At 63.6% G+C, this 22,711-nt stretch carries 24 protein-coding genes, 1 tRNA gene and 1 riboswitch; of the genes, 20 read left to right on the top strand and 5 right to left on the bottom strand.

What is annotated here, in order from left to right; translation table 11 throughout:
- Positions 1 to 74: 74 nt before the first annotated feature.
- The 5 genes from cysM to BLR77_RS01340 all read left to right on the top strand — a co-directional run bounded on the left by cysM (position 75) and on the right by BLR77_RS01340 (position 6,400).
- Positions 75 to 980 carry a cysteine synthase CysM gene (gene cysM / locus BLR77_RS01360; protein WP_055987183.1) on the top strand — a complete coding sequence of 302 codons (906 nt, stop codon included), beginning with the start codon at positions 75 to 77 and terminating at the stop codon, positions 978 to 980.
- Entirely contained in the window at positions 980 to 2,338 is a 1,359-nt protein-coding gene (gene rlmD / locus BLR77_RS01355) for a 23S rRNA (uracil(1939)-C(5))-methyltransferase RlmD (protein WP_074675108.1), read from the top strand. Before cysM ends, rlmD begins: the two co-directional genes overlap by 1 nt.
- Before the next feature lie 134 nt (positions 2,339 to 2,472).
- Entirely contained in the window at positions 2,473 to 4,716 is a 2,244-nt protein-coding gene (gene relA / locus BLR77_RS01350) for a GTP diphosphokinase (RefSeq protein WP_074675107.1), read from the top strand.
- 169 nt (positions 4,717 to 4,885) lie between these two features.
- The gene (gene mazG / locus BLR77_RS01345; protein ID WP_074675106.1) at positions 4,886 to 5,716 is read left to right on the top strand and encodes a nucleoside triphosphate pyrophosphohydrolase; all 831 of its coding nucleotides are present in this window, start codon (positions 4,886 to 4,888) and stop codon (positions 5,714 to 5,716) included.
- Positions 5,717 to 5,860: 144 nt separating this feature from the next.
- Positions 5,861 to 6,400, top strand: coding sequence for a DUF2058 domain-containing protein (locus tag BLR77_RS01340; protein ID WP_074675105.1), 540 nt, complete (start codon positions 5,861 to 5,863; stop codon positions 6,398 to 6,400).
- A 103-nt stretch (positions 6,401 to 6,503) separates the two neighbouring features.
- Here BLR77_RS01340 and BLR77_RS01335 read toward each other — a convergent pair whose 3' ends face one another.
- Positions 6,504 to 6,776, bottom strand: a complete 273-nt coding sequence (locus BLR77_RS01335) for a Rho-binding antiterminator (RefSeq protein ID WP_074675104.1) — start codon at positions 6,774 to 6,776, stop codon at positions 6,504 to 6,506.
- 119 nt (positions 6,777 to 6,895) lie between these two features.
- Positions 6,896 to 8,158, bottom strand: a complete 1,263-nt coding sequence (locus BLR77_RS01330; protein ID WP_074675103.1) for an OprD family porin — start codon at positions 8,156 to 8,158, stop codon at positions 6,896 to 6,898.
- A gap of 319 nt (positions 8,159 to 8,477) precedes the next feature.
- Here BLR77_RS01330 and BLR77_RS01325 point away from each other — a divergent pair, with 319 nt between their 5' ends.
- Both BLR77_RS01325 and BLR77_RS01320 read left to right on the top strand, forming a co-directional pair.
- Complete coding sequence (locus tag BLR77_RS01325) at positions 8,478 to 9,617, top strand: DUF5610 domain-containing protein (RefSeq protein ID WP_074675102.1); 1,140 nt, start codon at positions 8,478 to 8,480, stop codon at positions 9,615 to 9,617.
- 48 nt (positions 9,618 to 9,665) lie between these two features.
- Positions 9,666 to 9,902: a glutaredoxin family protein gene (locus BLR77_RS01320; RefSeq protein ID WP_074675101.1), complete on the top strand. Its 237-nt coding sequence runs from the start codon at positions 9,666 to 9,668 to the stop codon at positions 9,900 to 9,902.
- Between the two features lie 61 nt (positions 9,903 to 9,963).
- Here the strand turns inward: BLR77_RS01320 and BLR77_RS01315 are convergent.
- The 3 genes from BLR77_RS01315 to mobA all read right to left on the bottom strand — a co-directional run bounded on the left by BLR77_RS01315 (position 9,964) and on the right by mobA (position 11,068).
- Positions 9,964 to 10,040 (bottom strand) — tRNA-Pro (locus tag BLR77_RS01315).
- Between the two features lie 129 nt (positions 10,041 to 10,169).
- Positions 10,170 to 10,391: a YgdI/YgdR family lipoprotein gene (locus BLR77_RS01310; protein ID WP_074675100.1), complete on the bottom strand. Its 222-nt coding sequence runs from the start codon at positions 10,389 to 10,391 to the stop codon at positions 10,170 to 10,172.
- Between the two features lie 86 nt (positions 10,392 to 10,477).
- Complete coding sequence (gene mobA / locus BLR77_RS01305; RefSeq protein ID WP_074675099.1) at positions 10,478 to 11,068, bottom strand: molybdenum cofactor guanylyltransferase MobA; 591 nt, start codon at positions 11,066 to 11,068, stop codon at positions 10,478 to 10,480.
- A gap of 68 nt (positions 11,069 to 11,136) precedes the next feature.
- On the opposite strand from mobA, the gene moaB reads away from it, so the two are divergent.
- The 13 genes from moaB to BLR77_RS01240 all read left to right on the top strand — a co-directional run bounded on the left by moaB (position 11,137) and on the right by BLR77_RS01240 (position 22,681).
- Entirely contained in the window at positions 11,137 to 11,676 is a 540-nt protein-coding gene (moaB, locus tag BLR77_RS01300) for a molybdenum cofactor biosynthesis protein B (RefSeq protein ID WP_074675098.1), read from the top strand.
- Positions 11,673 to 12,887 carry a molybdopterin molybdotransferase MoeA gene (locus BLR77_RS01295; RefSeq protein ID WP_074675097.1) on the top strand — a complete coding sequence of 405 codons (1,215 nt, stop codon included), beginning with the start codon at positions 11,673 to 11,675 and terminating at the stop codon, positions 12,885 to 12,887. Before moaB ends, BLR77_RS01295 begins: the two co-directional genes overlap by 4 nt.
- 145 nt (positions 12,888 to 13,032) lie before the next feature.
- Positions 13,033 to 13,653, top strand: a complete 621-nt coding sequence (locus tag BLR77_RS01290; RefSeq protein ID WP_074675096.1) for a C40 family peptidase — start codon at positions 13,033 to 13,035, stop codon at positions 13,651 to 13,653.
- Between the two features lie 84 nt (positions 13,654 to 13,737).
- The gene (locus tag BLR77_RS01285) at positions 13,738 to 14,262 is read left to right on the top strand and encodes a C40 family peptidase (protein WP_074675095.1); all 525 of its coding nucleotides are present in this window, start codon (positions 13,738 to 13,740) and stop codon (positions 14,260 to 14,262) included.
- Positions 14,263 to 14,624: 362 nt separating this feature from the next.
- Positions 14,625 to 15,293, top strand: coding sequence for a CsgG/HfaB family protein (locus BLR77_RS01280; protein WP_074675094.1), 669 nt, complete (start codon positions 14,625 to 14,627; stop codon positions 15,291 to 15,293).
- Between the two features lie 16 nt (positions 15,294 to 15,309).
- A complete protein-coding gene (locus tag BLR77_RS01275; protein WP_074675093.1) occupies positions 15,310 to 15,666 on the top strand; it encodes a DUF4810 domain-containing protein in 357 nt (118 codons plus the stop codon).
- Positions 15,667 to 15,668: 2 nt separating this feature from the next.
- The gene (locus BLR77_RS01270; protein WP_373423183.1) at positions 15,669 to 16,334 is read left to right on the top strand and encodes a DUF799 domain-containing protein; all 666 of its coding nucleotides are present in this window, start codon (positions 15,669 to 15,671) and stop codon (positions 16,332 to 16,334) included.
- A 33-nt stretch (positions 16,335 to 16,367) separates the two neighbouring features.
- Positions 16,368 to 16,576, top strand: a riboswitch (cobalamin riboswitch).
- Positions 16,577 to 16,764: 188 nt separating this feature from the next.
- Positions 16,765 to 17,376 (top strand): cob(I)yrinic acid a,c-diamide adenosyltransferase, encoded by a 612-nt coding sequence (gene cobO, locus BLR77_RS01265; RefSeq protein WP_074675091.1) that lies wholly within the window; start codon positions 16,765 to 16,767, stop codon positions 17,374 to 17,376.
- Positions 17,376 to 18,668 carry a cobyrinic acid a,c-diamide synthase CobB gene (locus BLR77_RS01260; protein ID WP_074675090.1) on the top strand — a complete coding sequence of 431 codons (1,293 nt, stop codon included), beginning with the start codon at positions 17,376 to 17,378 and terminating at the stop codon, positions 18,666 to 18,668. Before cobO ends, BLR77_RS01260 begins: the two co-directional genes overlap by 1 nt.
- The gene (gene bluB / locus BLR77_RS01255) at positions 18,665 to 19,318 is read left to right on the top strand and encodes a 5,6-dimethylbenzimidazole synthase (protein ID WP_074675089.1); all 654 of its coding nucleotides are present in this window, start codon (positions 18,665 to 18,667) and stop codon (positions 19,316 to 19,318) included. The genes BLR77_RS01260 and bluB overlap by 4 nt, the downstream gene beginning before the upstream one ends.
- Positions 19,319 to 19,321: 3 nt before the next feature.
- Positions 19,322 to 20,230, top strand: a complete 909-nt coding sequence (gene cbiB, locus BLR77_RS01250; protein WP_074675088.1) for an adenosylcobinamide-phosphate synthase CbiB — start codon at positions 19,322 to 19,324, stop codon at positions 20,228 to 20,230.
- Positions 20,223 to 21,233: a threonine-phosphate decarboxylase CobD gene (cobD, locus tag BLR77_RS01245; RefSeq protein ID WP_074675087.1), complete on the top strand. Its 1,011-nt coding sequence runs from the start codon at positions 20,223 to 20,225 to the stop codon at positions 21,231 to 21,233. Before cbiB ends, cobD begins: the two co-directional genes overlap by 8 nt.
- Positions 21,233 to 22,681 carry a cobyric acid synthase gene (locus tag BLR77_RS01240; RefSeq protein WP_074675086.1) on the top strand — a complete coding sequence of 483 codons (1,449 nt, stop codon included), beginning with the start codon at positions 21,233 to 21,235 and terminating at the stop codon, positions 22,679 to 22,681. The genes cobD and BLR77_RS01240 overlap by 1 nt, the downstream gene beginning before the upstream one ends.
- Positions 22,682 to 22,711 lie beyond the last annotated feature (30 nt).

The raw sequence follows: 22,711 nt of genomic DNA, 5'->3' as shown, positions 1-22,711 counted from the left end.
GATCATGGCGTGATGAAGCGACGGGTTCGGCGTATCATGATGCCCCTTCGCGTCAGTCTGGATTCGAGCGACCCATGACCCTGCAATTCCCCACCATTGCCGACTGCATCGGTAATACCCCCCTGGTACGCCTGCAACGCCTGGGCGGCGAAACCAGCAACACCCTGCTGGTCAAGCTGGAAGGCAACAACCCGGCCGGCTCGGTCAAGGACCGCCCGGCGTTGTCGATGATCAATCGCGCCGAGCTGCGTGGCGATATCCAGCCTGGCGACACCCTGATCGAAGCCACCAGCGGCAACACCGGCATCGCCCTGGCGATGGCGGCGGCGATCAAGGGCTACAAGATGATCCTGATCATGCCGGACAACTCCACCGCCGAGCGCAAGTGGGCAATGACCGCTTACGGTGCCGAGCTGATCCTGGTCAGCAAGGAGGAGGGCATGGAGGGCGCGCGTGACCTGGCCGAGCGGCTGCAGGCCGAAGGGCGCGGAAAGGTGCTCGACCAGTTCGCCAACGGCGATAATCCCGAGGCGCACTACAGCGGTACCGGCCCGGAAATCTGGCGCCAGACCGGCGGAACCATCACTCACTTCATCAGCTCCATGGGCACCACCGGCACCATCATGGGCACCTCGCGTTACCTCAAGGAGCAGAATCCGGCGATCCAGATCGTTGGTCTGCAGCCGCAGGAGGGCTCGGCCATTCCCGGCATCCGCCGCTGGCCCGAGGAATATCTGCCGAAGATCTATCAGGCCGAACGGGTCGATCAGGTGATGGACATGGGCCAGACCGAGGCCGAGCACGTCATGCGCCGCCTGGCGCGGGAAGAGGGCATCTTCTGCGGTGTGTCTTCCGGCGGTTCGGTGGCCGGCATGCTGCGTCTGTCGCAGCAAGTGGAAAACGCGGTGCTGGTGGCGATCATCTGCGATCGCGGCGACCGCTACCTGTCCACCGGCGTTTACGAAGAACCGGCGCGCTGATGGCCAGACGCAGCTCCAACCTGCGCTTTCAGCCCAGCGGCGGCAGTCGTGCGGCGCAGGTTCCGGTCGGCAAGAAGCAGAAGCTCGCCATCGAACGCCTGGCCGGTGACGGTCGTGGCATCGCCTTCGAAAGCGGGCGCACCTGGTTCGTCAGCGGCGCCCTGGCCGGTGAGCAGGTCGAAGCGCGGGTGCTCAGCGCCCGCAGCCAGACCGTTGAGGCGCGCGCCGAGCGCATCATCACCGCCAGCAGTGAGCGCCGTGAGGCGCCCTGCATGCACGCCGACCGCTGTGGCGGTTGCAACCTGCAGCACATGCCCCATGCCGATCAGTTGGCCCTGAAACAGCGCACGCTGGCCGAGCAACTGTCACGTCTGGGCGGTGTGCAGCCGGATGAGTGGGCCGCGCCGCTGGCCGGTCCTGAATTCGGCTACCGCCGCCGCGCGCGTATCGCCGTGCGCTGGGACGCCAAGGCGCGTCAGCTGCAGGTCGGCTTTCGCGCAGAGGCCAGCCAGGACATCGTCGCCATCGACGACTGCCCGGTGCTGGTACAGCCTTTGCAACCCATTTTCAGCGCGTTGCCGACGCTGTTGTGCAGCCTGGAGAAACCGCAGGCAGTCGGGCACGTGGAGTTGTTCAGTGGTACTGCCGAAGCGTTGCTGCTGCGCCACACTGCAGTGCTGACGGAGGCTGATCTGAGCCACCTGCGTGCATTCTGCCGTGAGCATCGCGCGCAGTTGTGGTTGCAGGGTGAAGGGCAGCCGCAGCCCGACGATCCGTCCGCCGAGCTGGGTTTCCAGCTGGAGCGCTGGCAACTGCAGTTGGCCTACCGTCCGGGGGATTTCGTACAGGTCAATGGTCTGGTCAACGAGGCGATGGTCGCTCAGGCGCTAGACTGGTTGGCAGTGCAACCTGGCGAGCGGGTGCTGGATCTGTTCTGCGGTCTGGGCAATTTCGCCCTGCCGCTGGCGCGGCAGGCCGCTGAAGTGGTGGCTGTGGAGGGTGTCGAAGCGATGGTGCAGCGGGCCGCTGGCAACGCGCAGAACAATGGCTTGGATAATGCGCACTTTTTTCGTGCCGATCTGTCCAACCCGCTGGCCTCCGAGGCCTGGGCGCGTGGCGGTTTTACCGCGGCGCTGCTCGACCCTCCGCGCGATGGTGCGTTGGAGGCGGTGCGTGGGATGAGTAAGTTGGGCGTGCGGCGCCTGGTCTATGTCTCCTGCAATCCGACCACCCTGGCGCGCGATGCGGCCGAGCTGGCGCAGCAGGGCTATCGCCTGCGCCGCGCCGGGATTCTCGACATGTTCGCGCAGACGGCACATGTCGAGGCGATGGCTCTATTCGAGAAACCCGAGACTTAGGTCTTGGGCCAAAGCGGTACGTTCGGTACCGCAGGGATGTGCAGGATGCGCATTCTTTCAGTTAATCCGACCGGCTCAGAGAAGGCCGGCGACTGCTCGGTGCGACCTATGCGCGCCGTAGGGAAGGTAAGACGATGGTTCAGGTGAGAGCGCATCAGCCGGTCAACGATGACGGCAGCATCAATCTCGAGGCCTGGTTGGAGCATGTCACTCGCGTCGATCCGGCGCTGGATCGTCAGGCGTTGCAAGAAGCCTGCGAATTCGCCCGTGATCTGGAGCAGCAGGCCAACACCACACCGCATCACTGGAGCGAGGACGCGTCTACATTCCGCGCCGGTCTCGACATCGCGGAAATCCTCGCCGATCTCAAGCTCGATCAGGATTCGCTGGTCGCGGCGATCATTTATCGCGGCGTGCGTGAGGGCAAGATCACCCTGGCCGCGGTGCATCAGCGCTTCGGTCCGGTGGTGGCCAAGCTGATCGAAGGCGTGCTGCGCATGGCGGCGATCAGCGCCAGTATCAATCCGCGTGAGTCGGTGGTGGTCGGCTCGCAGACGCAGGTCGAGAACCTGCGCAAGATGCTGGTGGCCATGGTCGATGACGTGCGCGTGGCACTGATCAAGTTGGCCGAACGCACCTGCGCCATTCGCGCGATCAAGGAAGCCGACGAAGAGAAGCGTCAGCGCGTGGCGCGTGAGGTGTTCGACATCTACGCGCCGCTGGCTCACCGTCTCGGTATCGGCCATATCAAGTGGGAGCTGGAGGATCTGTCCTTCCGCTACCTGGAGCCGGAGCAGTACAAGCAGATCGCCAAGCTGCTGCACGAGCGTCGCCTCGATCGCGAACAGTACATCAACGACGCCATGGCGCATCTGCGTCAGGAGCTGGAAGCCACCGGCATCAAGGCCGACATCAGTGGCCGGGCGAAACACATCTATTCGATCTGGCGCAAGATGCAGCGCAAGGGCCTGCAGTTCAGCCAGATCTACGACGTGCGCGCGGTGCGCGTGCTGGTGCCGGAGGTGCGCGACTGTTACACCACCCTGGGCATCGTGCACACCCTGTGGCGACACATTCCCAAGGAGTTCGACGACTACATCGCCAACCCCAAGGAAAACGGCTACCGCTCGCTGCACACTGCCGTGCTCGGGCCGGAGGGCAAGGTGCTGGAGGTGCAGATCCGCACCCACGCCATGCACGAAGAAGCCGAGCTGGGGGTTTGCGCGCATTGGCGCTACAAGGGCACCGACGTCAAATCCGGCTCCAACCATTATGAAGAGAAGATCTCCTGGCTGCGCCAGGTCATCGAGTGGCACGAGGAACTGGGCGATATCGGCGGTCTGGCCGAACAGCTGCGCGTGGATATCGAGCCGGATCGGGTTTACGTGTTCACCCCCGACGGTCACGCCATCGACCTGCCCAAGGGCGCCACGCCGCTGGACTTCGCCTACCGCGTGCACACCGAGATTGGCCACAACTGCCGGGGCGCCAAGATCAACGGCCGCATCGTGCCGCTGACCTACAGTCTGCAGACCGGTGAGCAGGTGGAAATCATCACCAGCAAGCAGGGCACGCCCAGTCGCGACTGGCTCAACTCCAACCTGGGTTATGTCACCACCAGCCGCGCACGGGCGAAGATCGTCCACTGGTTCAAGCTGCAGGATCGCGACCAGAACGTCGCCGCCGGCAAGCAGTTGCTCGAACGCGAGCTGGCGCGCCTGGCCCTGGTTGGCGCGGACTTCGACAAGCTGGCCGAGAAGGCCAACCTGAAAACCGCCGAGGATCTGTTCGCAGCCTTGGGCGCCGGCGACGTGCGCCTGGCCCATGCGGCCAACCTGGCTCAGCAACTGCTCGAGCCGGAACGCAGCAACGAGCAACTGGAGCTGATCCCGCGCAAGGCGCAGGGCTTCAAGCCGGGCAAGCGTGGCGATATCCAGATCCAAGGGGTCGGCAACCTGCTGACGCAGATGGCCGGCTGCTGCCAGCCGCTGCCGGGCGATCCGATCGTCGGTTACATCACCCTCGGCCGTGGCGTCACCATTCACCGTCAGGACTGCCCAACGGCGTTGCAGCAGACTGCGCGCGAGCCGGAGCGGATGATCCAGGTGAGCTGGGGCCCGGTGCCGGTGCAGACCTACCCGGTGGAGATCGTCATCAAGGCCTACGACCGTTCCGGTCTGCTGCGTGACGTGACCCAGGTGCTGCTCAACGAGAAGCTCAACGTGCTGGCGGTCAACACCCGCTCGAACAAGGAGGACAACACCGCCTCCATGTCGATCACCGTGGAGATTCCGGGGCTCGATGCCCTTGGCCGTCTGCTGGCACGTATCGGTCAGTTGCCCAATATCATCGAGGCGCGTCGCCACCGCGTATCCTAGGCTTCGTACGGAAAGTGCCTGCGCTCGGTGATGCTGCGTTGAAATCGCTCTCAGAATGCTCATTTACAACACGTAAACTGCGCTTCTTCGAGCGATTTCGCGGGGCCGCCATCGGTATTGCCTGACCTTCGCTCGACGACTTTTCGTACAAACCCTAGCGAGAGCTTTCATGTATCGACTCGACGACCTGCTGCATCTGATGGCGCGTCTGCGTGACCCGCAACACGGCTGCCCGTGGGATCTGAAGCAAAGCTACGCGACCATCGTGCCCTACACTCTGGAAGAGGCTTACGAGGTCGCCGACGCCATCGAGCGTGGCGACTTCGAGCATCTGCCGGGTGAGCTCGGCGATCTGCTGTTCCAGGTGGTCTATTACAGCCAGCTGGCGCAGGAGGAGGGACGTTTCGACTTTGCCCGGGTTGTCGATGGCATCACCAGCAAGCTGATCCGCCGCCACCCGCACGTGTTTCCCGACGGCGATCTGTACGGTGCGCCGGATGCGGCGAAGCTGGAAGAGGCCGCGGTCAAGCAACGCTGGGAAGAACTCAAGGCGCAGGAGCGCGCCGAAAAGGCTGCCGCCCCCGAGCAACTGTCGTTGCTCGACGATGTACCCACTGCACTGCCGGCGCTCTCGCGTGCGGCTAAGCTGCAGAAGCGTGCAGCTCAGGTCGGTTTCGACTGGCCCGAGGCACTGCCGGTGGTGGACAAGGTACGCGAAGAACTCGACGAAGTGCTCGAAGCCATGAGCGAGAACGATACCGAGGCGGTTGCCGAGGAAATCGGCGACCTGCTGTTCGTCGTCACCAACCTGGCTAGGCACCTGAAGGTCGATCCGGAAACCGCGCTACGTGCGGCCAACGGCAAGTTCGAGCGACGTTTTCGCTTTATCGAACAAAGCGTGCGTGAAGCGGGACGCAGCATGGACGGTTGCTCGCTGGAGGAGCTGGATGCGCTGTGGGGCGAGGCCAAGAAGCTGGAGAAGCAGTCACCTGGCTGTTGATGGATGCCGCCCGGATTGCATCCGGGTCGCGGCTTGGCTTTCGGGCTGGAGCCGCCGCTGCTTAGCCCTTATGCTGGGCGCCTTGGATTGGTAGCGCGAATCCGCGTCGCTGCCGCAACTGAATCATGTTCGGGATCTTTATTCATGGGTCTTTCCCTGCGCGACCAGCTGCTCAAAGCCGGCCTGGTCAATGAAAAACAAGCCAAGCAGGCTGGCAAGCAGCAGCAAAAGCAGAAGCGTCTGGCGCAAAAGGGCCAGGCCGAGCTGGATGACAGCACGCGCCAGGCGGCGCTGCAGGCGCAGGCCGAGAAGGCCGCCCGTGACCAGGAGCTGAATCGTCAGCAGCAGGAAAAAGCCGAGCAGAAAGCCCGTACCGCGCAGGTCAAGCAACTGATCGAGCGTTCACGCCTGCCCAAGCTCGACGGCGAGGACTACTACAACTTCGTCGACGACAAGAAGGTCAAGCGCCTGCCGGTCAACACCCTGGTGCGCAACAAGCTGTCCAACGGCTGGCTGGCCATCGTCCGCCATGGCGGTGGTTACGAAATCATCCCGCGTGAGGCGGCGCTGAAGATTCAGGAGCGCGATGCCTCGCGCATCGTCCTGCTCAATACCCATGTCGAAGAACCGGATGCCGATGATCCTTACGCGGCCTATCAGATTCCCGATGATCTGATGTGGTAATGCGGCGTTTCTGCACGCTCGCGTAGGCTGCGCTGTGCGCACCGCAGATGAGTGCGACTGCTGCTGGCGCGCATGACTCACCCTATCCCTAGGTGCGTTGCGGCTAGCAGCGGTTGTCGTTCAGCAGTACCCGGCCAAAACTGGCGCCTGCATTCTGCGGGGTGATCGCCAGCAGGCGGTCCATGCGCAGGCGCTGCTCGCCATCTGTTGTGCGCACCAGCAGAAATTCTTCCTTGCTCGCCGTGGTTTCCGTGGTCAGGGCCTGGCCCTGCAGGCGAGAGCCGTCGACCAGTTCGATATCCAGCTGATAGCAGTGCATGCAGGCGATCTCCAGGTAGTCGTAGAGAGCGCAGGCCAAGGGTTGGTATTCGTCCATCGAGTCATCCTCCGCGATCGCCAGAGCCTAGCCGAGAAATGGCTCCGACTGTTTCCAGGGAGACAAAAAACGCCGCAACCCGATACAGGCGTTGCGGCGTTTTCGTTGTGCTGCAGTGTTTACATCAGAGGGATGGTGTAGCTGACGATCAGGCGGTTTTCGTCCAGATCACCGATGCTCGCATTGGAGCGCACCATCGCGTTGCGCCAGCGCAGGCCGAGGTTCTTGAGCGGGCCTTCCTGGATGATGTAGCTGATATCCACATCGCGTTCCCATTCCTTGCCGCTTGCACCACCCACGCCGTCGAAGCCGTCGCCGGTCACGTAGCGGACGAAGGCCGTCAGGCCCGGAATGCCATAGCTGGCGAAGTTGACGTCATAACGTGCCTGCCAGGATTTCTCGTCTTCACGGGTAAAGTCGAGAATCTGGATGTAGTTGACGATGTAGGGGTCGGTCTCGTTGAGGAAGGGGAATGCGCCGTGGCCGCTGACTTTCTGATAGCCCAGGCGGAACGTGTGGGCGCCGAGGCCGGCCCAGAGATTGAGCGAGGTCAGGTCGTTGTCGATCTTGCCGGCTCGTCTGGCGCCGTTGTTCTGCGAGTCGAAATAGGCCAGGTTGGCGCCTAGCTTCCAGTCGCCGATTGGCTGCACGTGGATCAGGTTGTACAGCTTCTGGTCGTAGATATCTTCCAGCTCGCCATACCACAAGCCGACGGTGGTGTTGCCGCCATTGAATTTGTAGTCGCCGCCCGCGAAATTGTAGCGGTCGCTGTCACGTGGGCTCGCCGCCGAGGTGTAGTTGGTTGCGCTGATGTCCTGGCGGTCGGTGGAGTTGCGGAAGTTCACTTCGCGCAGCTGGCCTCCGTTGAGCGTCAGTCCGTCGATCTCCTGCGAGGTGATCATGCCGCCGGTGAAGACCTGAGGCAGCAGGCGCGAGTCGCCAGAAGAGACGATGGGCAGCTTGGGCATCAGCCCGCCAACCTTGGCAACTGTCTTGGACAGGCGCACCTTCACTGCGCCGGTGGCTTCGGAATATTCGTCCGGGCCCTCGTTGCCAAAGGCGTTTGGCAGCAGGTTGGTGCCGGCGCGTTCGTCCGAGGAGTCCAGCTTCAAGCCCAGCCCTGCGTACGCGTCCAGGCCAAAGCCCACGGTGCCCTCGGTGAAGCCAGACTCGGCCTTGAGGATGAAGCCCTGCGCCCATTCTTCACGCTTGGACTGCTGGGCAGCCGTCGTGTCGCGCAGGTCGCGATTCATATAGAAGTTACGGAGTTCCAAAGTGGCTTTGCTGTCGCCGATGAAATCAGCCTGTGCCAGGCTCGGCAGGGTCAGGCTGGCGCCCAGCGTGGCGAGGGCCACGGCGCGGGCGAGGGGAGTCTTACTCATTATTGTTGTCTCCTCGTTGTTATAAGCAGGTCGGCCACTAAGTGACCGGCCAGTTACGGCGCGATGAAATAAAGCATCTCGATAGCGAGTCGACTGTAAGACTTTAGTCTGGCGGGGCTTTGAGCGGAGTCGGGGCTTAGCTGAGCGTGGGCTCTAGGTCGTGGGTATCAGGGATTTCCGTGGTTTGGCCATCGATCGGGAAAAACGCGTTCGAGCACGATCGAGCTGAGAAAAATCGACAACCGTTGGTCGATAAAGGTTAAAGCTTGCCTTTTAATGGCCGTTAAGTTCGGCAGATAACCTGTTCGGGTACTTAGTCATGAATCCTCTGAGCTCACTGAATTCCGCTGCTTCGCGCAGTGCACAAGCCAGCCAGTCCATGGCGGCGCGCAACAATGCCGCCGACGCCCAGGCTACGCTGGCCAATCGTCTCGCCGAGAAGCTCGGCGTGCCGCCGGGCTCGCTGTCTGGCGCGCGTGATGATTACACTCCGGAGAAAGTGGCAGGGCGGATTCTGGGCTTCATCGAGCAGCGCTTGCAGAGCGAGGCCGCTGCTGGCGCTGATCCGGCCAAATTGGACAAGCTGCTGTCCCAGGCGCGTGATGGTGTCGAGAAGGGCTTTGCCGAGGCGCGCAAAATTCTCGATGGCATGGGCGTGCTCAAAGGCCAGGTGGCCAGCGATATCGACGATACCTACAAGCGCATTCAGGATGGCTTCGGCGATCTCGACAAGCGCTTCGGCAGTGCCCCGAGTGCCTCGGACAAGGTTGCGCTGGCGGGTTACAGCGAGCGCTTCAGCGCGCTGGCAGAAACTTTCGATCTGTCCGTCACCACCCGTGATGGTGACCGCCTGCGCATTTCCGTGGCGCAGGCTTCGGCCAGTTGGTCGCAGAGCAGTTTCGCCGCCTCCAGCGACGGCAAGTCCAGCAGCGTGGTGGGCAGCAGTCAGTCTGGCAGCATGCGCATCGGCGGCTGGCAGGTGGATGTCGAGGGTGAGCTGGACGATGACGAGATCAAGGCATTGGAGAAGCTCTTCAGTCAGGTGCAGGACCTCTCCGACAAGTTCTACGCAGGCGATCTGGCCGGCGCCTTCGATCGCGCCATGGCATTGGAAATGGATGGTGAACAACTGGCTTCGATGTCGCTGCGCCTGACTCAGACCACTGTGCGCCAGGCCACCGATGCCTATGGCGCCGTGGCCGGAAAGGGCGCCAGTGCGGTCAATGCTGGGCTGCAGGAATATGCCCAGGGCCTGCTCGATGCGCTGCGCAGTGCCGGCGACCTGGCGCAGGATGCCGGCGGCATGCTCAAAGAGTTGCTCAAGGGCGGCTTCTCGCTCGACGAGCGCTTCGACCTGCCGCGTCTGGAAAAGGCTGACAACCTCAACCGCAGCCTGCTCGACGGCTTGCAGTCGCTGCTCGCCGCTCAGGCGGGCAACAAGGGAGTTGACGCGAGCTGATCCGGGCCGATGTTAAACTGCACACCTTGCTGATAGTGAGGTGCGCTCATGACGCCTGAATGCCAACTTTTCGGAACCCTGGGCTGCCATCTTTGCGAGGTGGCCGAGGCGCTACTGATGCCGTTCGTCGAGAATGGTCTGTTGGTCGAGTTGATCGACATCGCCGAGCATGAGGGAATGGTCGAGCAGTACGGCTTGCGCATTCCGGTACTGCGCCGCTGCGACAGTGGAAGTGAACTGAGCTGGCCATTCGATGCCGAGCAGGTAGTGGCCTTTCTGAGCTGAGAAAGTCATTTCAACAAAACGCAGGCAATAAAAAACCCGCCGATTAAGGCGGGTTCTTGATTGGTCGGAGAGACAGGATTCGAACCTGCGACCTTCTCGTCCCGAACGAGACGCGCTACCAAGCTGCGCTACACTCCGAATGAGCCGTATTCTACCGAAAAACTTTTACCGCACAAGGGGTTAGCCTGAAAAAATCTGCAGGCCAATCATCCCCTTCAGTGCTCTGTACGGAGCTCGACGTCCTTCGGTAAGGCCCAGGCTCCAGTCTCAGAGCTCCTTGACGGTCTGCACCTGATCCTTGTTGATCGTGGCGCGCTTGCCGTCGAGTTGCTCGAATTCGTAGAAGCCGGATTCTTCATCGAACTTGGGCTTGTCCACCGTCTGAATTTCACGCCCGTCATTCAGCGTGATCACCGACGGCGTGGAGCAGCCGGCCAGTACAGCAAAGCCGATTGCCATCAGAAGGGCGGGGATTATCCGTTTGGTCATGGTCTGTCTCCTTGGGTGCTAAAGAGGTGCTATACCCTCGCTCAGACGTATAACTGTCGTATGAGTTCCGCGCAGGGCTTTCTGCTTCAGCAAGGAGAGATGCTGTGCGCGAGCGTTTCCGGGGTATTCAGGTTGGCCAGTCGGGCGTCGTCCAGCGTGCAGTCGACGGCGATGGGCGCCAGTTTGCCGAACCAGCGTTGTGGGCTGCGTTCGCCAGACTGCCAGGCGTGTTCCAGATCGTCTTTGAGCGCTGTGGGCAGCAGGCAGAACAGTGGCTGCCAGTAGTTGCCCTGGCGGATCACTACCGGCCGGCTGCCCGCGTGGGCGAGCAGTGACTCGATCAGCGCATGGTCCACCAGCGGTGCATCGCAGGGCAGCACCAGCATCTGCTCGTGGCGCGCCGCGGCCATGCCAGCGCGGATGCCAGCCAGCGGCCCCTGGAAGTCCTGATCCTGATCTGCGACCAGTTGGTCGGCGTAGGGCGCATAGCGCTCGGTGTTGCGGTTGCAGGAGATGATCAGGTCGTCGCTCAACGGCCTGGTCAGGTCATGCAACCAGGCGATCAGCGGCCGCTCGTGCCACTCCAGCAGACCCTTGTCGCGGCCGCCCATGCGCAGGCCTCGGCCACCGGAAAGCAATAGCACCGAGCAGGTGGGGCGGGCGTTGGATGCGGGCATGTGTGCAGTCTCCGAAGGCAGGCTGTGTGATATAACAGCGCCCATTCTCTCCCAATTGGAAGCCTGCCATGAACCACAAGGCCGACGCGGTTTTCGTACCGCTGAATATTGCCGTGCTGACCGTCAGCGACACGCGCACGCTGGAGACCGATACCTCGGGACAACTGCTGGTCGACCGTCTGACCGCCGCCGGGCACCAACTGGCCGCTCGCGTTCTGCTCAAGGATGATCTGTACAAGATCCGTGCTCAGGTGGCGACCTGGATTGCCGAGGATCAGGTGCAGGTGGTGGTGATCACCGGCGGTACCGGTTTCACTGGCCGCGACAGCACGCCGGAAGCGGTCACCTGCCTGCTGGACAAGCAGGTCGATGGTTTCGGCGAGCTGTTCCGGCAGGTCTCCCTGGCCGATATCGGCACTTCCACCATCCAGTCGCGTGCGCTGGCCGGTCTGGCCAACGGCACCCTGATCTGCTGCCTGCCGGGTTCGACCAACGCCTGCCGCACTGCCTGGGATGGCATCCTCGGCGAGCAACTGGATGCACGCCATCGTCCCTGCAACTTCGTGCCGCATCTGAAGCAGGTGGGCGCCTGCGAGACGCGCGGATGAGTGCTTGCGATCATCCCGGCCTGCTGCCCATGGAGGCGGCGCTGGAGCGTCTGCTGGCATTGGCCGGCGCTTCCCTCATCGAGGAGACCGAGCAGGTCGTGCTGGCCGAAGCTGATGGTCGGGTATTGGCCGAGCCGCTGATCGCGGCGCTGGATCTACCGCCCTGGGCCAATAGCGCCATGGACGGTTACGCGCTGCGTCTGGCCGATTGGACTGGCCAGGCGTTGCCGGTTAGCCAGCGCATTCAGGCCGGCACCGCACCAACACCGCTGGAGCCGGGGACCTGTGCGCGCATCTTCACGGGGGCGCCGCTACCGGAAGGTGCCGACACAGTGGAAATGCAGGAGAACGCCGAGCTCGATGAATCGGGGTGCGTCAATTTCCGCGAAGCATTGAAAGCCGGGCAGAACGTTCGAGCTCAAGGTCAGGAAACCCGCATCGGCGAGTGCGTGCTGCCGGCCGGTACCCGTCTGGGGCCAATCGAGCTGGGGTTGGCGGCGTCCCTTGGCGCTGCGCGGTTGTCAGTACGGCGGCGGCTGCGCGTTGCCGTGCTATCCACTGGTGACGAACTGGTAGAGCCTGGGCAGGCGCTTGGCCCGGGGCAGATATACAACAGCAATCGGCGTCTGCTGATTGCCTGGCTGCAGCGGCTGGGCTGCAGTGTGGTCGATGCGGGAATATTGCCCGATGACCTGCAGCGTACCCGCGAAGCGCTGGGAGCGCTGGGGGAGGTCGATCTGATCCTCTCCACCGGTGGCGTTTCGGTAGGGGAGGCGGATTTTCTCGGCATGGCCCTGCGTGAGGCGGGCGAACTGACGCTGTGGAAATTGGCGATCAAGCCGGGTAAACCGCTGACTTTCGGCCACTACCAAGGCGTTCCGGTAATAGGTCTGCCGGGCAACCCGGCGTCCACACTGGTCACCTTCGGGCTGTTGGCGCGTCCCTATATGTTGCGTCGTCTGGGGGGGCTGCGGGTAGAGCCGTTGGGCTTCGCGGTACCGGCAGGTTTTACCTGGAGTAAGCCGGGTATGCGCCGTGAATACCTGCGTGCGCGCCTGGAGCATGGCCGTGTTGTGCCCTATGCCAATCAGAGTTCCGGTGTGCTGCGCAGTGCCGCCTGGGCCGAAGGGTTGGCCGAGGTGATGGAGGGCAGCACGCTGGTCGAAGGGGATATGCTGCGTTTCATTCCCTTGAGCGAGATTCTCGGCTAGCGCCTGAAACGCCCGGCTGTGCGGTCGGGCGCTTTAGATGGCGCGGCGAAACTACTGGGTCACATTTCTAACGATAGAATTTGCAAATGAGCCTCGTAGAAGGCATAGTCGCCGACTTGTAAATTCAACTGACACGGTCGTGCCCATGCTAAAACGCTTCGCACCCCTCGTGCCTCTCGCACTCACAGTCTTTCTCGCTGCCTGCGCCGGCCACTCGCCGCAACCGCAGATCAGCGAAGCCAAGGTCGAGCCAGTTGCTCGTCCGCTCTCTCAGCAGGTCGAGCCTGCCGATGATGAAATCACCGCGCTGATCGACGACAAACCCTACGAAATGCCGCAGCTGGCGGACAGTCTGCTCGATCTCGGCCGCTCGCTGATAGGCACTCGCTATCGCTACGGCGGCACCTCGGTACAGTCCGGTTTCGATTGCAGCGGTTTCGTCGGCTACCTGTTCCGCGAGGAAGTTGGCCTGGAGCTGCCACGTTCCACGCGTGAGCTGATCAAGCTCGATGCGCCGAAGGTGGCGCGTGCCGATCTGGAGCCGGGTGATCTGATCCTATTCAATGATCGTGGCCGTGGTCGCGTCAGTCACGCAGGTATCTACCTCGGCGATGATCAGTTCATCCACTCCAGCAGCAGTCGCAGTGGCGGTGTGCGCATCGACAGCCTCGATGACAGCTACTGGAACCGCAGCTATCTGCAGGCCAAGCGCGTCCTCGCGCTGGCACCGGTGGAAGATCAGGCCGCAGCCAAGCGCCATAACTGATGTTTCACAGCGTAACCCCAGGGTTGCGCCGTTCGTCGTGAATCGGCAGAGTAGAGCGCATTCAGGCTCAGGATCGCCTCGCTTATGCCCGTCACGACCCGTGTTGCCCTCATCGCTCTCGTTCTGCTGCTGAGTGCCTGCAGCAGCCGCGCTCCCTCTCCCCAGCCCAGCTACATACCTCCAGTCTCTTCGTCCTCTTATCAGGGGGGCGCTGAAGACGTGCTGTTCCGCGCTCTTGGTCTGGTCGGTACGCCTTATCGCTATGGTGGTAATACCCCTGAGGGTGGTTTCGACTGCAGCGGCCTGATCGGCTATGTCTACCGCGATGCTGCCGGTATCAGTCTGCCGCGCTCGACGCGTGAGTTGAGTGCCATGCGCACCCCTGATGTCCGTCGCGACGCCCTGAAAAGCGGCGACCTGGTGTTCTTTGCCACCAACGGCGGGCGGGCAGTCAGTCATGCCGGGATTTATGTCGGCGAAGGTCGCTTCGTCCATGCTCCGTCCACAGGTGGAACGGTGCGCCTGGACAGCCTCGCCAGCGGTTACTGGCAGGGCGTCTATCTCGATGCCAAGCGGGTCATCACGCCAGAGCTTGCGCGTAACCCCTGAGGCGCTGGCTACTGCAACTCGACGCGGCCTGCCGTGAGCGCCTGCCACAGTTGTTTGATAGTGCACGTACGCTCTGCAGAACCTTCAGTTGCTAGGTGATAACCCTGGGCTCCGCCGCATGTGCAGGGTCGGTGGTTTCGTGTGCTAGCCGGGATGGCAAAGTCTCTTTTGCTTGGTTAGAATCGCCGCGCTCGCAGGATGCACCACTACTTACAGACTTGGCAGTGGATCCAATCGTCAGGGACAGACTCGTTCGCCGCGCTTCTCCTTGCCTGTTTTTCAAGGCATTCCCCTGACGTCCCCGCTTTTTGTCTCTCGGCATGTGCTGAGCAGGCGTATTCATCTATTGAAGTGAGGTTCGTATGAAAAAGACCCTTGCCGGCAGTCTTGCTGGCTTGTTCGTGCTGCTTGCTGGCTGCGCAACGGAGCAGTCGCGCACGCTGGAGGTCGCCAAGGTCAATACTGCGCAGGTGGCCTATGCCGGGGCGCGTAGTCCAATCTCTGTCGGCAAGTTCGATAACCGTTCCAGCTACATGCGTGGGATTTTCACCGACAGCGTCGATCGTCTCGGCGGTCAGGCCAAGACCATCCTGATCACTCACCTGCAGCAGTCCAACCGCTTCAATGTGCTCGATCGCGACAACCTCGCCGAGCTGCAGCAGGAGTCCGGGTTTTCCAAGCAGGCGCAGCAGGTACGTGGCGCCAACTACGTGGTGACTGGCGATGTCACCGAATTCGGTCGCAAGGAAGTCGGCGATCACCAGCTGTTCGGCATTCTCGGCCGTGGCAAGCAGCAGATCGCCTATGCCAAGGTCAATCTCAACATCGTTGATGTGAAGACCTCCGAAGTGGTGTTCTCCTCCCAGGGCGCGGGCGAATACAGCCTGTCCAACCGCGAGGTCATCGGTTTCGGCGGCACCGCCAGCTATGACTCTACCCTCAATGGCAAAGTGCTCGATCTCGCCATTCGCGAGGCGGTGAACAACCTGGTCAATGGCGTCGACAGTGGCGCATGGAATCCAGCCAAGTAAAAGGAACTTAGCAATCATGATCGTTACCCGCAGACTGGCCGCTTTGTCCGGGATGTTGCTTCTCGGCGTGTTGGGGGGCTGCGCCAGTGGCCCGCAGCCCCTGTATTACTGGGACGGCTACCAGCAACAGGTGTACCAGCGCTTCGACGGCAAGAGCGGCACCGAGGAACAAATCGCTGCGCTGGAGGCCAGCGTGCAGAAGGCGCGCGCCGCTGATCGCACCTTGCCACCGGGCTTCCACGCTCACCTGGGCATGCTCTACGCCGATGTCGGCAAGCTCGACCAGGTTCGCCAGCAGTTCGAGACCGAGAAGGCGCTCTACCCCGAGTCCGCCACGTACATGGACTTTCTGATGCGGAAATTCGACAAATGAAGATGAGCCTTTCTCTGCGTTCGCTCAAGGCCGGTGCGTTGCTGGCCTGCCTGGCGATTCTTGCCGGCTGCGCCACGCCCAAGAGCTATGACTACACGGCTTTTCTCGAAAGCAAGCCGGCATCGATTCTGGTCTTGCCGCCCGTCAACCAGTCGCCGGATGTGAAGGCTTCCTACAGTCTTTATTCGCAGGTCACGCTGCCGCTGAGCGAGGCCGGCTACTACGTGATGCCGGTTGGCGTGGTGGACGAGACCTTCAAGCAGAATGGCCTGATGAATGCCGAGGAAGTTCGCGACGCCTCGCCGCAAAAGCTGCATGAGATCTTCGGTGCCGATAGCGTGCTGTACCTGGATGTGACCGAGTACGGCAGCAGCTACAAGATCATCAGCAGCGAAGTGGCCGTTACCGCCTCAGCGAAGCTGGTCGATCTGCGTACTGGCAAGCTGCTGTGGGAAGGCTCGGCCCGCGCCAGCAGTGCTGAGCAGCAGCAGAATAACAGCGGTGGGCTGGTCGGCATGCTGATCGTGGCGTTGGTCGATCAGGTGGTCAATACGCTGAGTGAGCGTGGTCATGAAATCGCCGGCATCACCAGTGCTCGTCTGCTCTCGAGCAACCCGCACAATGGCATTCTGCCGGGGCCGCGCGCTCGTCCCGACGCCGCTCGCTGAGCCGAGTTGACGCGCATGGTGCCCTGCCTCTAACCTGCGCGCCTTGCTTCAGGTGCCCCGCGCCATCATCCGTGATGGCCAAGGGGTGAAACAGGGAAGCCGGTTCCAATGCCGGCGCTGCCCCCGCAACGGTAGGTGAGTCAAACGTCGCTTCAGTCCACTGTGCAATGCACGGGAAGGCGCGGCGTCGAACCGATGGTTCGCTCACAAGCCCGGAGACCGGCCTGTCGCAGTTTCACGGCATCGCGGAGGGCGCTGTCCGGCCAACGCTCCGGTTCTACCGGGGCGTTCGTGTTTTCTGTCTTCCGCTCGCCTGCCAAGCCATTAGCGCCTGAATGAGGATGTGCGGATGATCGCCGCGTCGTTTTCCTCGTTGCCGCCCCACTGCCTACTCAAGCAGGCCGGGGCGGGCGCCTGACAGGATCACCGCATGAGCGAATCGACCGACCGCGATGCCCGCCACAAGGCGCGCATGCAACGCAAGAAAGCCCTGATCGACGAGAAGATCGCCCAGGCCCAGGACGAATACGGCCTGCTGCTGGTGCATAGCGGCAACGGCAAGGGCAAGAGCAGCAGCGCCTTCGGCATGGTTGCGCGCGCCCTTGGCCATGGCATCAGGGTCGGCGTGGTGCAGTTCATCAAAGGCGCGGCCAGCACCGGTGAAGAAACCTTCTTCCGCCGTTTTCCCGAGGAAGTCAGCTACCACGTGATGGGCGAGGGTTTCACCTGGGAAACCCAGGATCGCCAGCGCGACATTGCCAAGGCGCAGGAGGCCTGGGCGGTTGCCCGGCGGCTGCTCAGTGATGAGTCCGTCGGCCTGGTAGTGCTGGACGAGCTCAATATCGCTCTCAAGCACGGTTATCTCGAACTGGATGCGGTGCTGGCCGATATCGAAGCCCGGCCGCTGCTGCAGCATGTGGTGGTGACCGGCCGTGGCGCCTTGCCTGGGATGATTGAGGCGGCTGACACCGTCACCGAGATGAGCCTGGTCAAGCACGCGTTCAAGTCCGGGGTAAAAGCACAGAAGGGCATCGAATTCTGATGGGCGCACGTCACTGTCCGGCGCTGCTGATCGCCGCGCCGGCTTCCGGTCAGGGCAAGACCACCGTCACTGCTGCCCTGGCGCGCTTGCACACCCGCCAGGGGCGGCGGGTGCGGGTGTTCAAGTGCGGCCCGGACTTTCTCGACCCGATGATCCACGCCCGTGCCAGTGGCGCGCCGGTGTACCAGCTCGACCTGGCCATGGTCGGAGAGGCGGAAAGTCGGCGACTGCTTTGGCAGGCCGCTGGCGAGGCGGACTTGATTCTGATCGAAGGGGTGATGGGCCTGTTCGATGGCAAGCCCTCGGCGGCGGACCTGGCGCGCCACTTCGGCGTGCCGGTGCTGGGCGTGATCGACGGTGCGGCCATGGCGCAGACCTTCGGCGCCCTGGCCCACGGCCTGGCCACCTTCCAGCCGGATCTGCCCTTTGCCGGCGTGCTCGGCAATCGTGTCGCCAGTACGCGCCACGGCGAGATTCTGCGTGATGCGCTGCCATCGAATATCCGCTGGTTCGGCGCGTTGCCGCGCAGCGCTGCGGTGGAGCTGCCCAGCCGCCACCTGGGGCTGGTGCAGGCGGCGGAACTGGCCGATCTGGATGCCCGCCTGGACGCGGCCGCCGATGCGCTGGCGGCCAGTGCCAACGTCGACCTGCCGCCTGCGGTGAGCTTCGCCGCGCCGCAGTTCGATGAGTTGGCGCCACTATTGGCTGACGTACGCATCGGCGTGGCGCGCGATGCGGCATTCGCCTTCCTCTATCAGGCCAACCTCGACCTGCTGCAGGTGCTTGGCGCCGAGTTGCACTATTTCTCGCCGTTGGCCGATCGCGAGCTGCCGGCGGTGGACAGCCTCTATCTGCCCGGCGGTTATCCGGAGCTGTACCTGGCCGAGCTGGAAGGCAACCAGGCCATGGCCGCAGCGATCCGCGCCCATCATCAGGCCGGCAAGCCGCTGCTGGCCGAATGTGGCGGTATGCTCTATCTGCTCGATGAATTGCGCGACAAGCAGGGCGCCAGTGGCCGCATGCTCGGCTTGCTGGCAGGCAGCGCTGCGTTGCAACCGCGTCTGACCGCCCTGGCCCTGCAGGCAGTGACGTTGCCGGAAGGTGAGCTGCGTGGCCACAGCTACCATCACTCGCGTCTGGAAAGCCCGCTCGAGCCGCTGGTGCGTGGTCGCTGCCCGAACGGCAAGCCGGTGGCCGAGGCGGTGTATCGTCTGGGGCGACTCACCGCCAGCTATATCCACTTCTATCTGCCGTCCAATCCGGAGGCGGCCGCCGCGCTGCTACGTCCATGAGCGAGCATGCCTTCAGCCATGAGGAGCGCGCGGCGGTGTATCGCGCCATCGCCGAGCGCCGCGACATGCGTCATTTCAGTGGTGGCGAGGTACCGGCCGAGGTCCTGGCGCGCCTGCTCGAAGCCGCCCACCACGCCCCCAGTGTCGGCCTGATGCAGCCGTGGCGCTTTGTGCGGATCACTGATCCGCAACTGCGCGAGTCTGTTCATGAACTGGTGGAGGCCGAACGGGTGCGTACTGCCGAGGCCCTGGGCGAGCGCAGTGACGAGTTCATGCGGCTGAAGGTCGAGGGCATTCGCGATTGCGCCGAGCTACTCGCCGTGGCGTTGATGGAGGGGCGCGAAGCGCATGTCTTTGGGCGACGTACCCTGCCGGAAATGGATATGGCCTCGGTGGCCTGCGCCATTCAGAATCTGTGGCTGGCTGCGCGTGCCGAAGGGCTCGGGCTCGGCTGGGTATCGCTGTTCGACCCAGAGGCGCTGGCCGCGTTGCTGGGTATGCCGGCTGGCAGCAAACCGGTGGCGCTGCTGTGCCTGGGACCGGTACAGGCCTTCTACGAAAAACCCATGCTGGTGGAAGAGGGTTGGGCCAAACCACGACCGCTGAGCGAGCTGCTGTTCGAGAATCGATGGGGAATACAGGGTGACTGAACGATGAGCCTGGCGCTGATCACCTGTGCCGGCGTGGCGCTCGATGCCGTGCTGGGTGAGCCCAGGCGTGCGCATCCGCTGGTGGCCTTCGGGCGCCTGGCGGGGCGCCTGGAGCAGCGCTTCAATCCGGCTGGCGGCGGCTGGCGCAGCCATGGCGTGACCGCCTGGTGCCTGGCGGTGCTGCCGCTGACCCTGCTCACCTGGCTGTTGATGCAGGTGACCTCGCTTGGCTGGGCGGTGGAGATCTTCGCCCTGTATTTCGCCCTTGGCCTGCGCAGCCTCTACGAACATGCGCAGCCGGTGGCCCGCGCGCTGCGCCTGGGCGATCTGCCGCTGGCACGCGAGCGCGTCGGTTGGATGGTCAGCCGCAATACCGCCGAGCTGGACGCCACCGGGGTGGCCCGCGCCGGCACCGAGTCGGTGCTGGAGAACGGCTCCGACGCGGTATTCGCCGCCTTGTTCTGGTTCATCGTCGCCGGCGCTCCCGGCGTCGTGCTGTACCGCCTGAGCAATACCCTCGATGCCATGTGGGGCTACCGCAACGAACGCTTCGAGCGCTTCGGCTGGGCGGCGGCGAAGATCGATGACGTGCTCAACTACATCCCGGCGCGCCTGGTGGCGCTGACTTATGCGTTGCTTGGACGTACCGCTCTGGCCCTGCGCTGCTGGCGCCGGCAGGCGCCCTTGTGGGACAGTCCCAATGCTGGCCCGGTGATGGCGGCAGGTGCCGGCAGTCTGGGCGTGAGCCTGGGTGGTGCGGCGGAGTATCACGGCGAGGTGCATGAGCGCCCGCAATTGGGCGAAGGCCCGCCGCCGTGTGCGCGGGATATCGAGCGGGCGATGAACAGGGTTATCGCCGGCGTTGGTTTGTGGCTGCTATGCCTGATGATCTGGGAGGTGCTGGGTGCTTGAACATGGAGGTCGTCTGCGCGCGGCGGCGCAGCGCTATGGCATCCCACTGGAGGACTGGCTCGACCTGTCCACCGGTATCGCCCCCTATGGTTGGGACCTGCCGCCGCTGCCGGCTCACGCCTGGGCGCGATTGCCCGAGGCGAACGATGGCTTGGAGGCGGCTGCGCGCGACTACTACGGCGCAGCCAGCCTGTTGCCGGTAGCCGGCTCGCAGGCAGCGATTCAGGCTTTGCCGCGTCTGCGTGCGCACAGCAGCGTGGGTATCCTCGCGCCGACCTATGCCGAGCACGCCGCCGCCTGGCGACGCGAGGGACATCGGGTGATCAAGCTCAGCGAGGGCTCGGTGCATCGGGCGCTGTCGCAGCTCGACGTGCTGCTGGTGGTCAATCCCAACAACCCTACCGGGCGCGTGATCGAGCCGGCGCGTCTGCTCGACTGGCACGATGAACTGGCCGAGCGCGGCGGCTGGCTGGTGGTCGACGAAGCCTTCATGGATTGCACGCCGGAGCGCAGCGTGGCGGCCTACAGCGACATGCCGGGGCTGATCGTGCTGCGTTCGTTCGGCAAGTTCTTCGGTCTGGCCGGCCTGCGCCTGGGTTTCGTCCTGGCGGCGCAGGCCTTGCTCGACGAGCTGGAAGCGCTGCTCGGGCCCTGGGCGGTCAGCGGCCCGGCGCGCAGCATCGCCTGCCATCTGCTCGGTGACAGCGAGGGCCAGCGCCGTCAGCGCGAGCGCCTGTTGGCTGATGGCGAGCGTCTGGCCGCCTTGCTGCGCGACTGCGGTATGCCGCCAACTGGCGGTTCGGCGTTGTTCCAGTTCTGCTGTACGCGCCGGGCCGTGCCCTGCGCCGAGCTGCTGGCGCGACGCGGCATCCTGGTGCGCCTGTTCACCGAACTGGACAGTCTGCGCTTCGGCCTGCCGGCCGATGAGGCGGGTTGGCAGCGTCTGCAGCATGGCCTGCTGGAGTGTGCACCGATTCTGGTGAGTCTCGAGGAAACGCCCTGATGCCTACGTTGATGGTGCAGGGCACCACCTCCGATGCCGGCAAGAGCACGCTGGTGACGGCGCTGTGCCGCTGGGCGCAGCGCCAGGGTGTGTCCGTGGTGCCGTTCAAACCGCAGAACATGGCGCTCAACTCGGCAGTGACCGCCGATGGCGGTGAAATCGGCCGGGCCCAGGCGGTGCAGGCGCAGGCGGCCAGGCTGGAGCCGCATACCGACATGAACCCGGTGCTGCTCAAGCCCAACAGCGACATGGGTGCCCAGGTGATCATCCACGGCCGGGCCATCGGCAATATGCAGGCGCTGACATATCACGGCTACAAGCCGGTGGCCATGGCGGCGGTGCTTGAGTCCCACGCCCGACTGGTCGAGCGTCATGAACTGGTACTGGTCGAAGGCGCCGGCTCGCCGGCCGAGATCAATCTACGCGCCGGCGATATCGCCAACATGGGGTTTGCCGAGGCAGTGGATTGTCCGGTGATCCTGATCGCCGATATCGACAAGGGCGGCGTGTTTGCCCATCTGGTCGGCACCCTGGAGCTGCTCAGCCCGAGCGAGCAGGCGCGTATTCAGGGTTTCGTGATCAACCGTTTTCGCGGGGACATCGCCCTGCTCAAGCCGGGGCTGGACTGGCTGGAGCAGCGCACCGGCAAGCCGGTGTTCGGCGTGCTGCCGTACCTGATGGATTTTCACCTGGAAGCCGAAGACGCCGTCGATACCCGTCAGCAGGCCAAGAGCGCGCAGGCGCTGCGCGTGGTGGTGCCGGTGCTGCCGCGCATCAGCAACCATACCGATTTCGACCCCTTGCGCCTGCATCCGCAGGTGCAGCTGACCTTCGTCGGGCCGGGCCAGGCCATCCCTCCGGCCGACCTGATCATCCTGCCCGGCTCCAAGAGCGTGCGCGCCGACCTGGCCCGGCTGCGCGAGCAGGGCTGGGACACGGCCATCGCCCGCCATCTGCGTTATGGCGGCAAGCTGCTGGGCATCTGCGGCGGCCTGCAGATGCTCGGTCGGCAGATTCACGACCCGCATGGCCTGGAAGGCGCTGCCGGCAGCAGCGAGGGCCTCGGCCTGCTGGATTTCGAGACGCTGCTGGAACCGGAGAAACAGCTGCGCAACGTGCACGGCCGGCTGTGCCTGGAGCAGGCGCAGGTCAGCGGCTACGAGATTCATGCCGGCGTCAGCCGTGGGCCGGGCCTCAATGGTGCCGTACAGCTCGATGACGGCCGCCACGACGGTGGCCTCAGTGCCGACGGCCAGGTGCTCGGCACCTACCTGCACGGCCTGTTCGAGCAGCCGCCGGCGCTCGCCGCGCTGTTGCGCTGGGCCGGGTTGCATGAGGTGCAGATGGTGGATTACCAGGCGTTGCGCGAGCGCGATATCGAGCGCCTGGCCGACCAGGTGGAACAGCACCTGGATACCGAGAAGCTCAGAGTGCTTTGTGGTCTGTAGGAGCGAGCTCTGCTCGCGCGGCTTTTTGTG

Source organism: Ectopseudomonas alcaliphila (assembly GCF_900101755.1).
Classification (GTDB): Bacteria; Pseudomonadota; Gammaproteobacteria; order Pseudomonadales; family Pseudomonadaceae; genus Aquipseudomonas; species Aquipseudomonas alcaliphila.
This window is presented reverse-complemented; position numbering and strand designations above follow the sequence as displayed.

Excerpts from the sequence above, each read along its gene's own strand:
- bluB (WP_074675089.1), top strand. The coding sequence starts at position 18,665 with ATGAGCGAGCATGCCTTCAGCCATGAGGAGCGCGCGGCGGTGTATCGC.
- mobA (WP_074675099.1), bottom strand. The coding sequence starts at position 11,068 with ATGCCCGCATCCAACGCCCGCCCCACCTGCTCGGTGCTATTGCTTTCC.
- BLR77_RS01335 (WP_074675104.1), bottom strand. The coding sequence starts at position 6,776 with ATGGACGAATACCAACCCTTGGCCTGCGCTCTCTACGACTACCTGGAG.
- BLR77_RS01240 (WP_074675086.1), top strand. The coding sequence starts at position 21,233 with ATGCCTACGTTGATGGTGCAGGGCACCACCTCCGATGCCGGCAAGAGC.
- mazG (WP_074675106.1), top strand. The coding sequence starts at position 4,886 with ATGTATCGACTCGACGACCTGCTGCATCTGATGGCGCGTCTGCGTGAC.
- BLR77_RS01275 (WP_074675093.1), top strand. The coding sequence starts at position 15,310 with ATGATCGTTACCCGCAGACTGGCCGCTTTGTCCGGGATGTTGCTTCTC.
- moaB (WP_074675098.1), top strand. The coding sequence starts at position 11,137 with ATGAACCACAAGGCCGACGCGGTTTTCGTACCGCTGAATATTGCCGTG.
- BLR77_RS01310 (WP_074675100.1), bottom strand. The coding sequence starts at position 10,391 with ATGACCAAACGGATAATCCCCGCCCTTCTGATGGCAATCGGCTTTGCT.
- BLR77_RS01285 (WP_074675095.1), top strand. The coding sequence starts at position 13,738 with ATGCCCGTCACGACCCGTGTTGCCCTCATCGCTCTCGTTCTGCTGCTG.
- BLR77_RS01260 (WP_074675090.1), top strand. The coding sequence starts at position 17,376 with ATGGGCGCACGTCACTGTCCGGCGCTGCTGATCGCCGCGCCGGCTTCC.
- cobO (WP_074675091.1), top strand. The coding sequence starts at position 16,765 with ATGAGCGAATCGACCGACCGCGATGCCCGCCACAAGGCGCGCATGCAA.
- cysM (WP_055987183.1), top strand. The coding sequence starts at position 75 with ATGACCCTGCAATTCCCCACCATTGCCGACTGCATCGGTAATACCCCC.
- cbiB (WP_074675088.1), top strand. The coding sequence starts at position 19,322 with ATGAGCCTGGCGCTGATCACCTGTGCCGGCGTGGCGCTCGATGCCGTG.
- BLR77_RS01295 (WP_074675097.1), top strand. The coding sequence starts at position 11,673 with ATGAGTGCTTGCGATCATCCCGGCCTGCTGCCCATGGAGGCGGCGCTG.
- BLR77_RS01320 (WP_074675101.1), top strand. The coding sequence starts at position 9,666 with ATGACGCCTGAATGCCAACTTTTCGGAACCCTGGGCTGCCATCTTTGC.
- BLR77_RS01290 (WP_074675096.1), top strand. The coding sequence starts at position 13,033 with ATGCTAAAACGCTTCGCACCCCTCGTGCCTCTCGCACTCACAGTCTTT.
- relA (WP_074675107.1), top strand. The coding sequence starts at position 2,473 with ATGGTTCAGGTGAGAGCGCATCAGCCGGTCAACGATGACGGCAGCATC.
- BLR77_RS01325 (WP_074675102.1), top strand. The coding sequence starts at position 8,478 with ATGAATCCTCTGAGCTCACTGAATTCCGCTGCTTCGCGCAGTGCACAA.
- BLR77_RS01280 (WP_074675094.1), top strand. The coding sequence starts at position 14,625 with ATGAAAAAGACCCTTGCCGGCAGTCTTGCTGGCTTGTTCGTGCTGCTT.
- BLR77_RS01330 (WP_074675103.1), bottom strand. The coding sequence starts at position 8,158 with ATGAGTAAGACTCCCCTCGCCCGCGCCGTGGCCCTCGCCACGCTGGGC.
- BLR77_RS01270 (WP_373423183.1), top strand. The coding sequence starts at position 15,669 with ATGAGCCTTTCTCTGCGTTCGCTCAAGGCCGGTGCGTTGCTGGCCTGC.
- rlmD (WP_074675108.1), top strand. The coding sequence starts at position 980 with ATGGCCAGACGCAGCTCCAACCTGCGCTTTCAGCCCAGCGGCGGCAGT.
- BLR77_RS01340 (WP_074675105.1), top strand. The coding sequence starts at position 5,861 with ATGGGTCTTTCCCTGCGCGACCAGCTGCTCAAAGCCGGCCTGGTCAAT.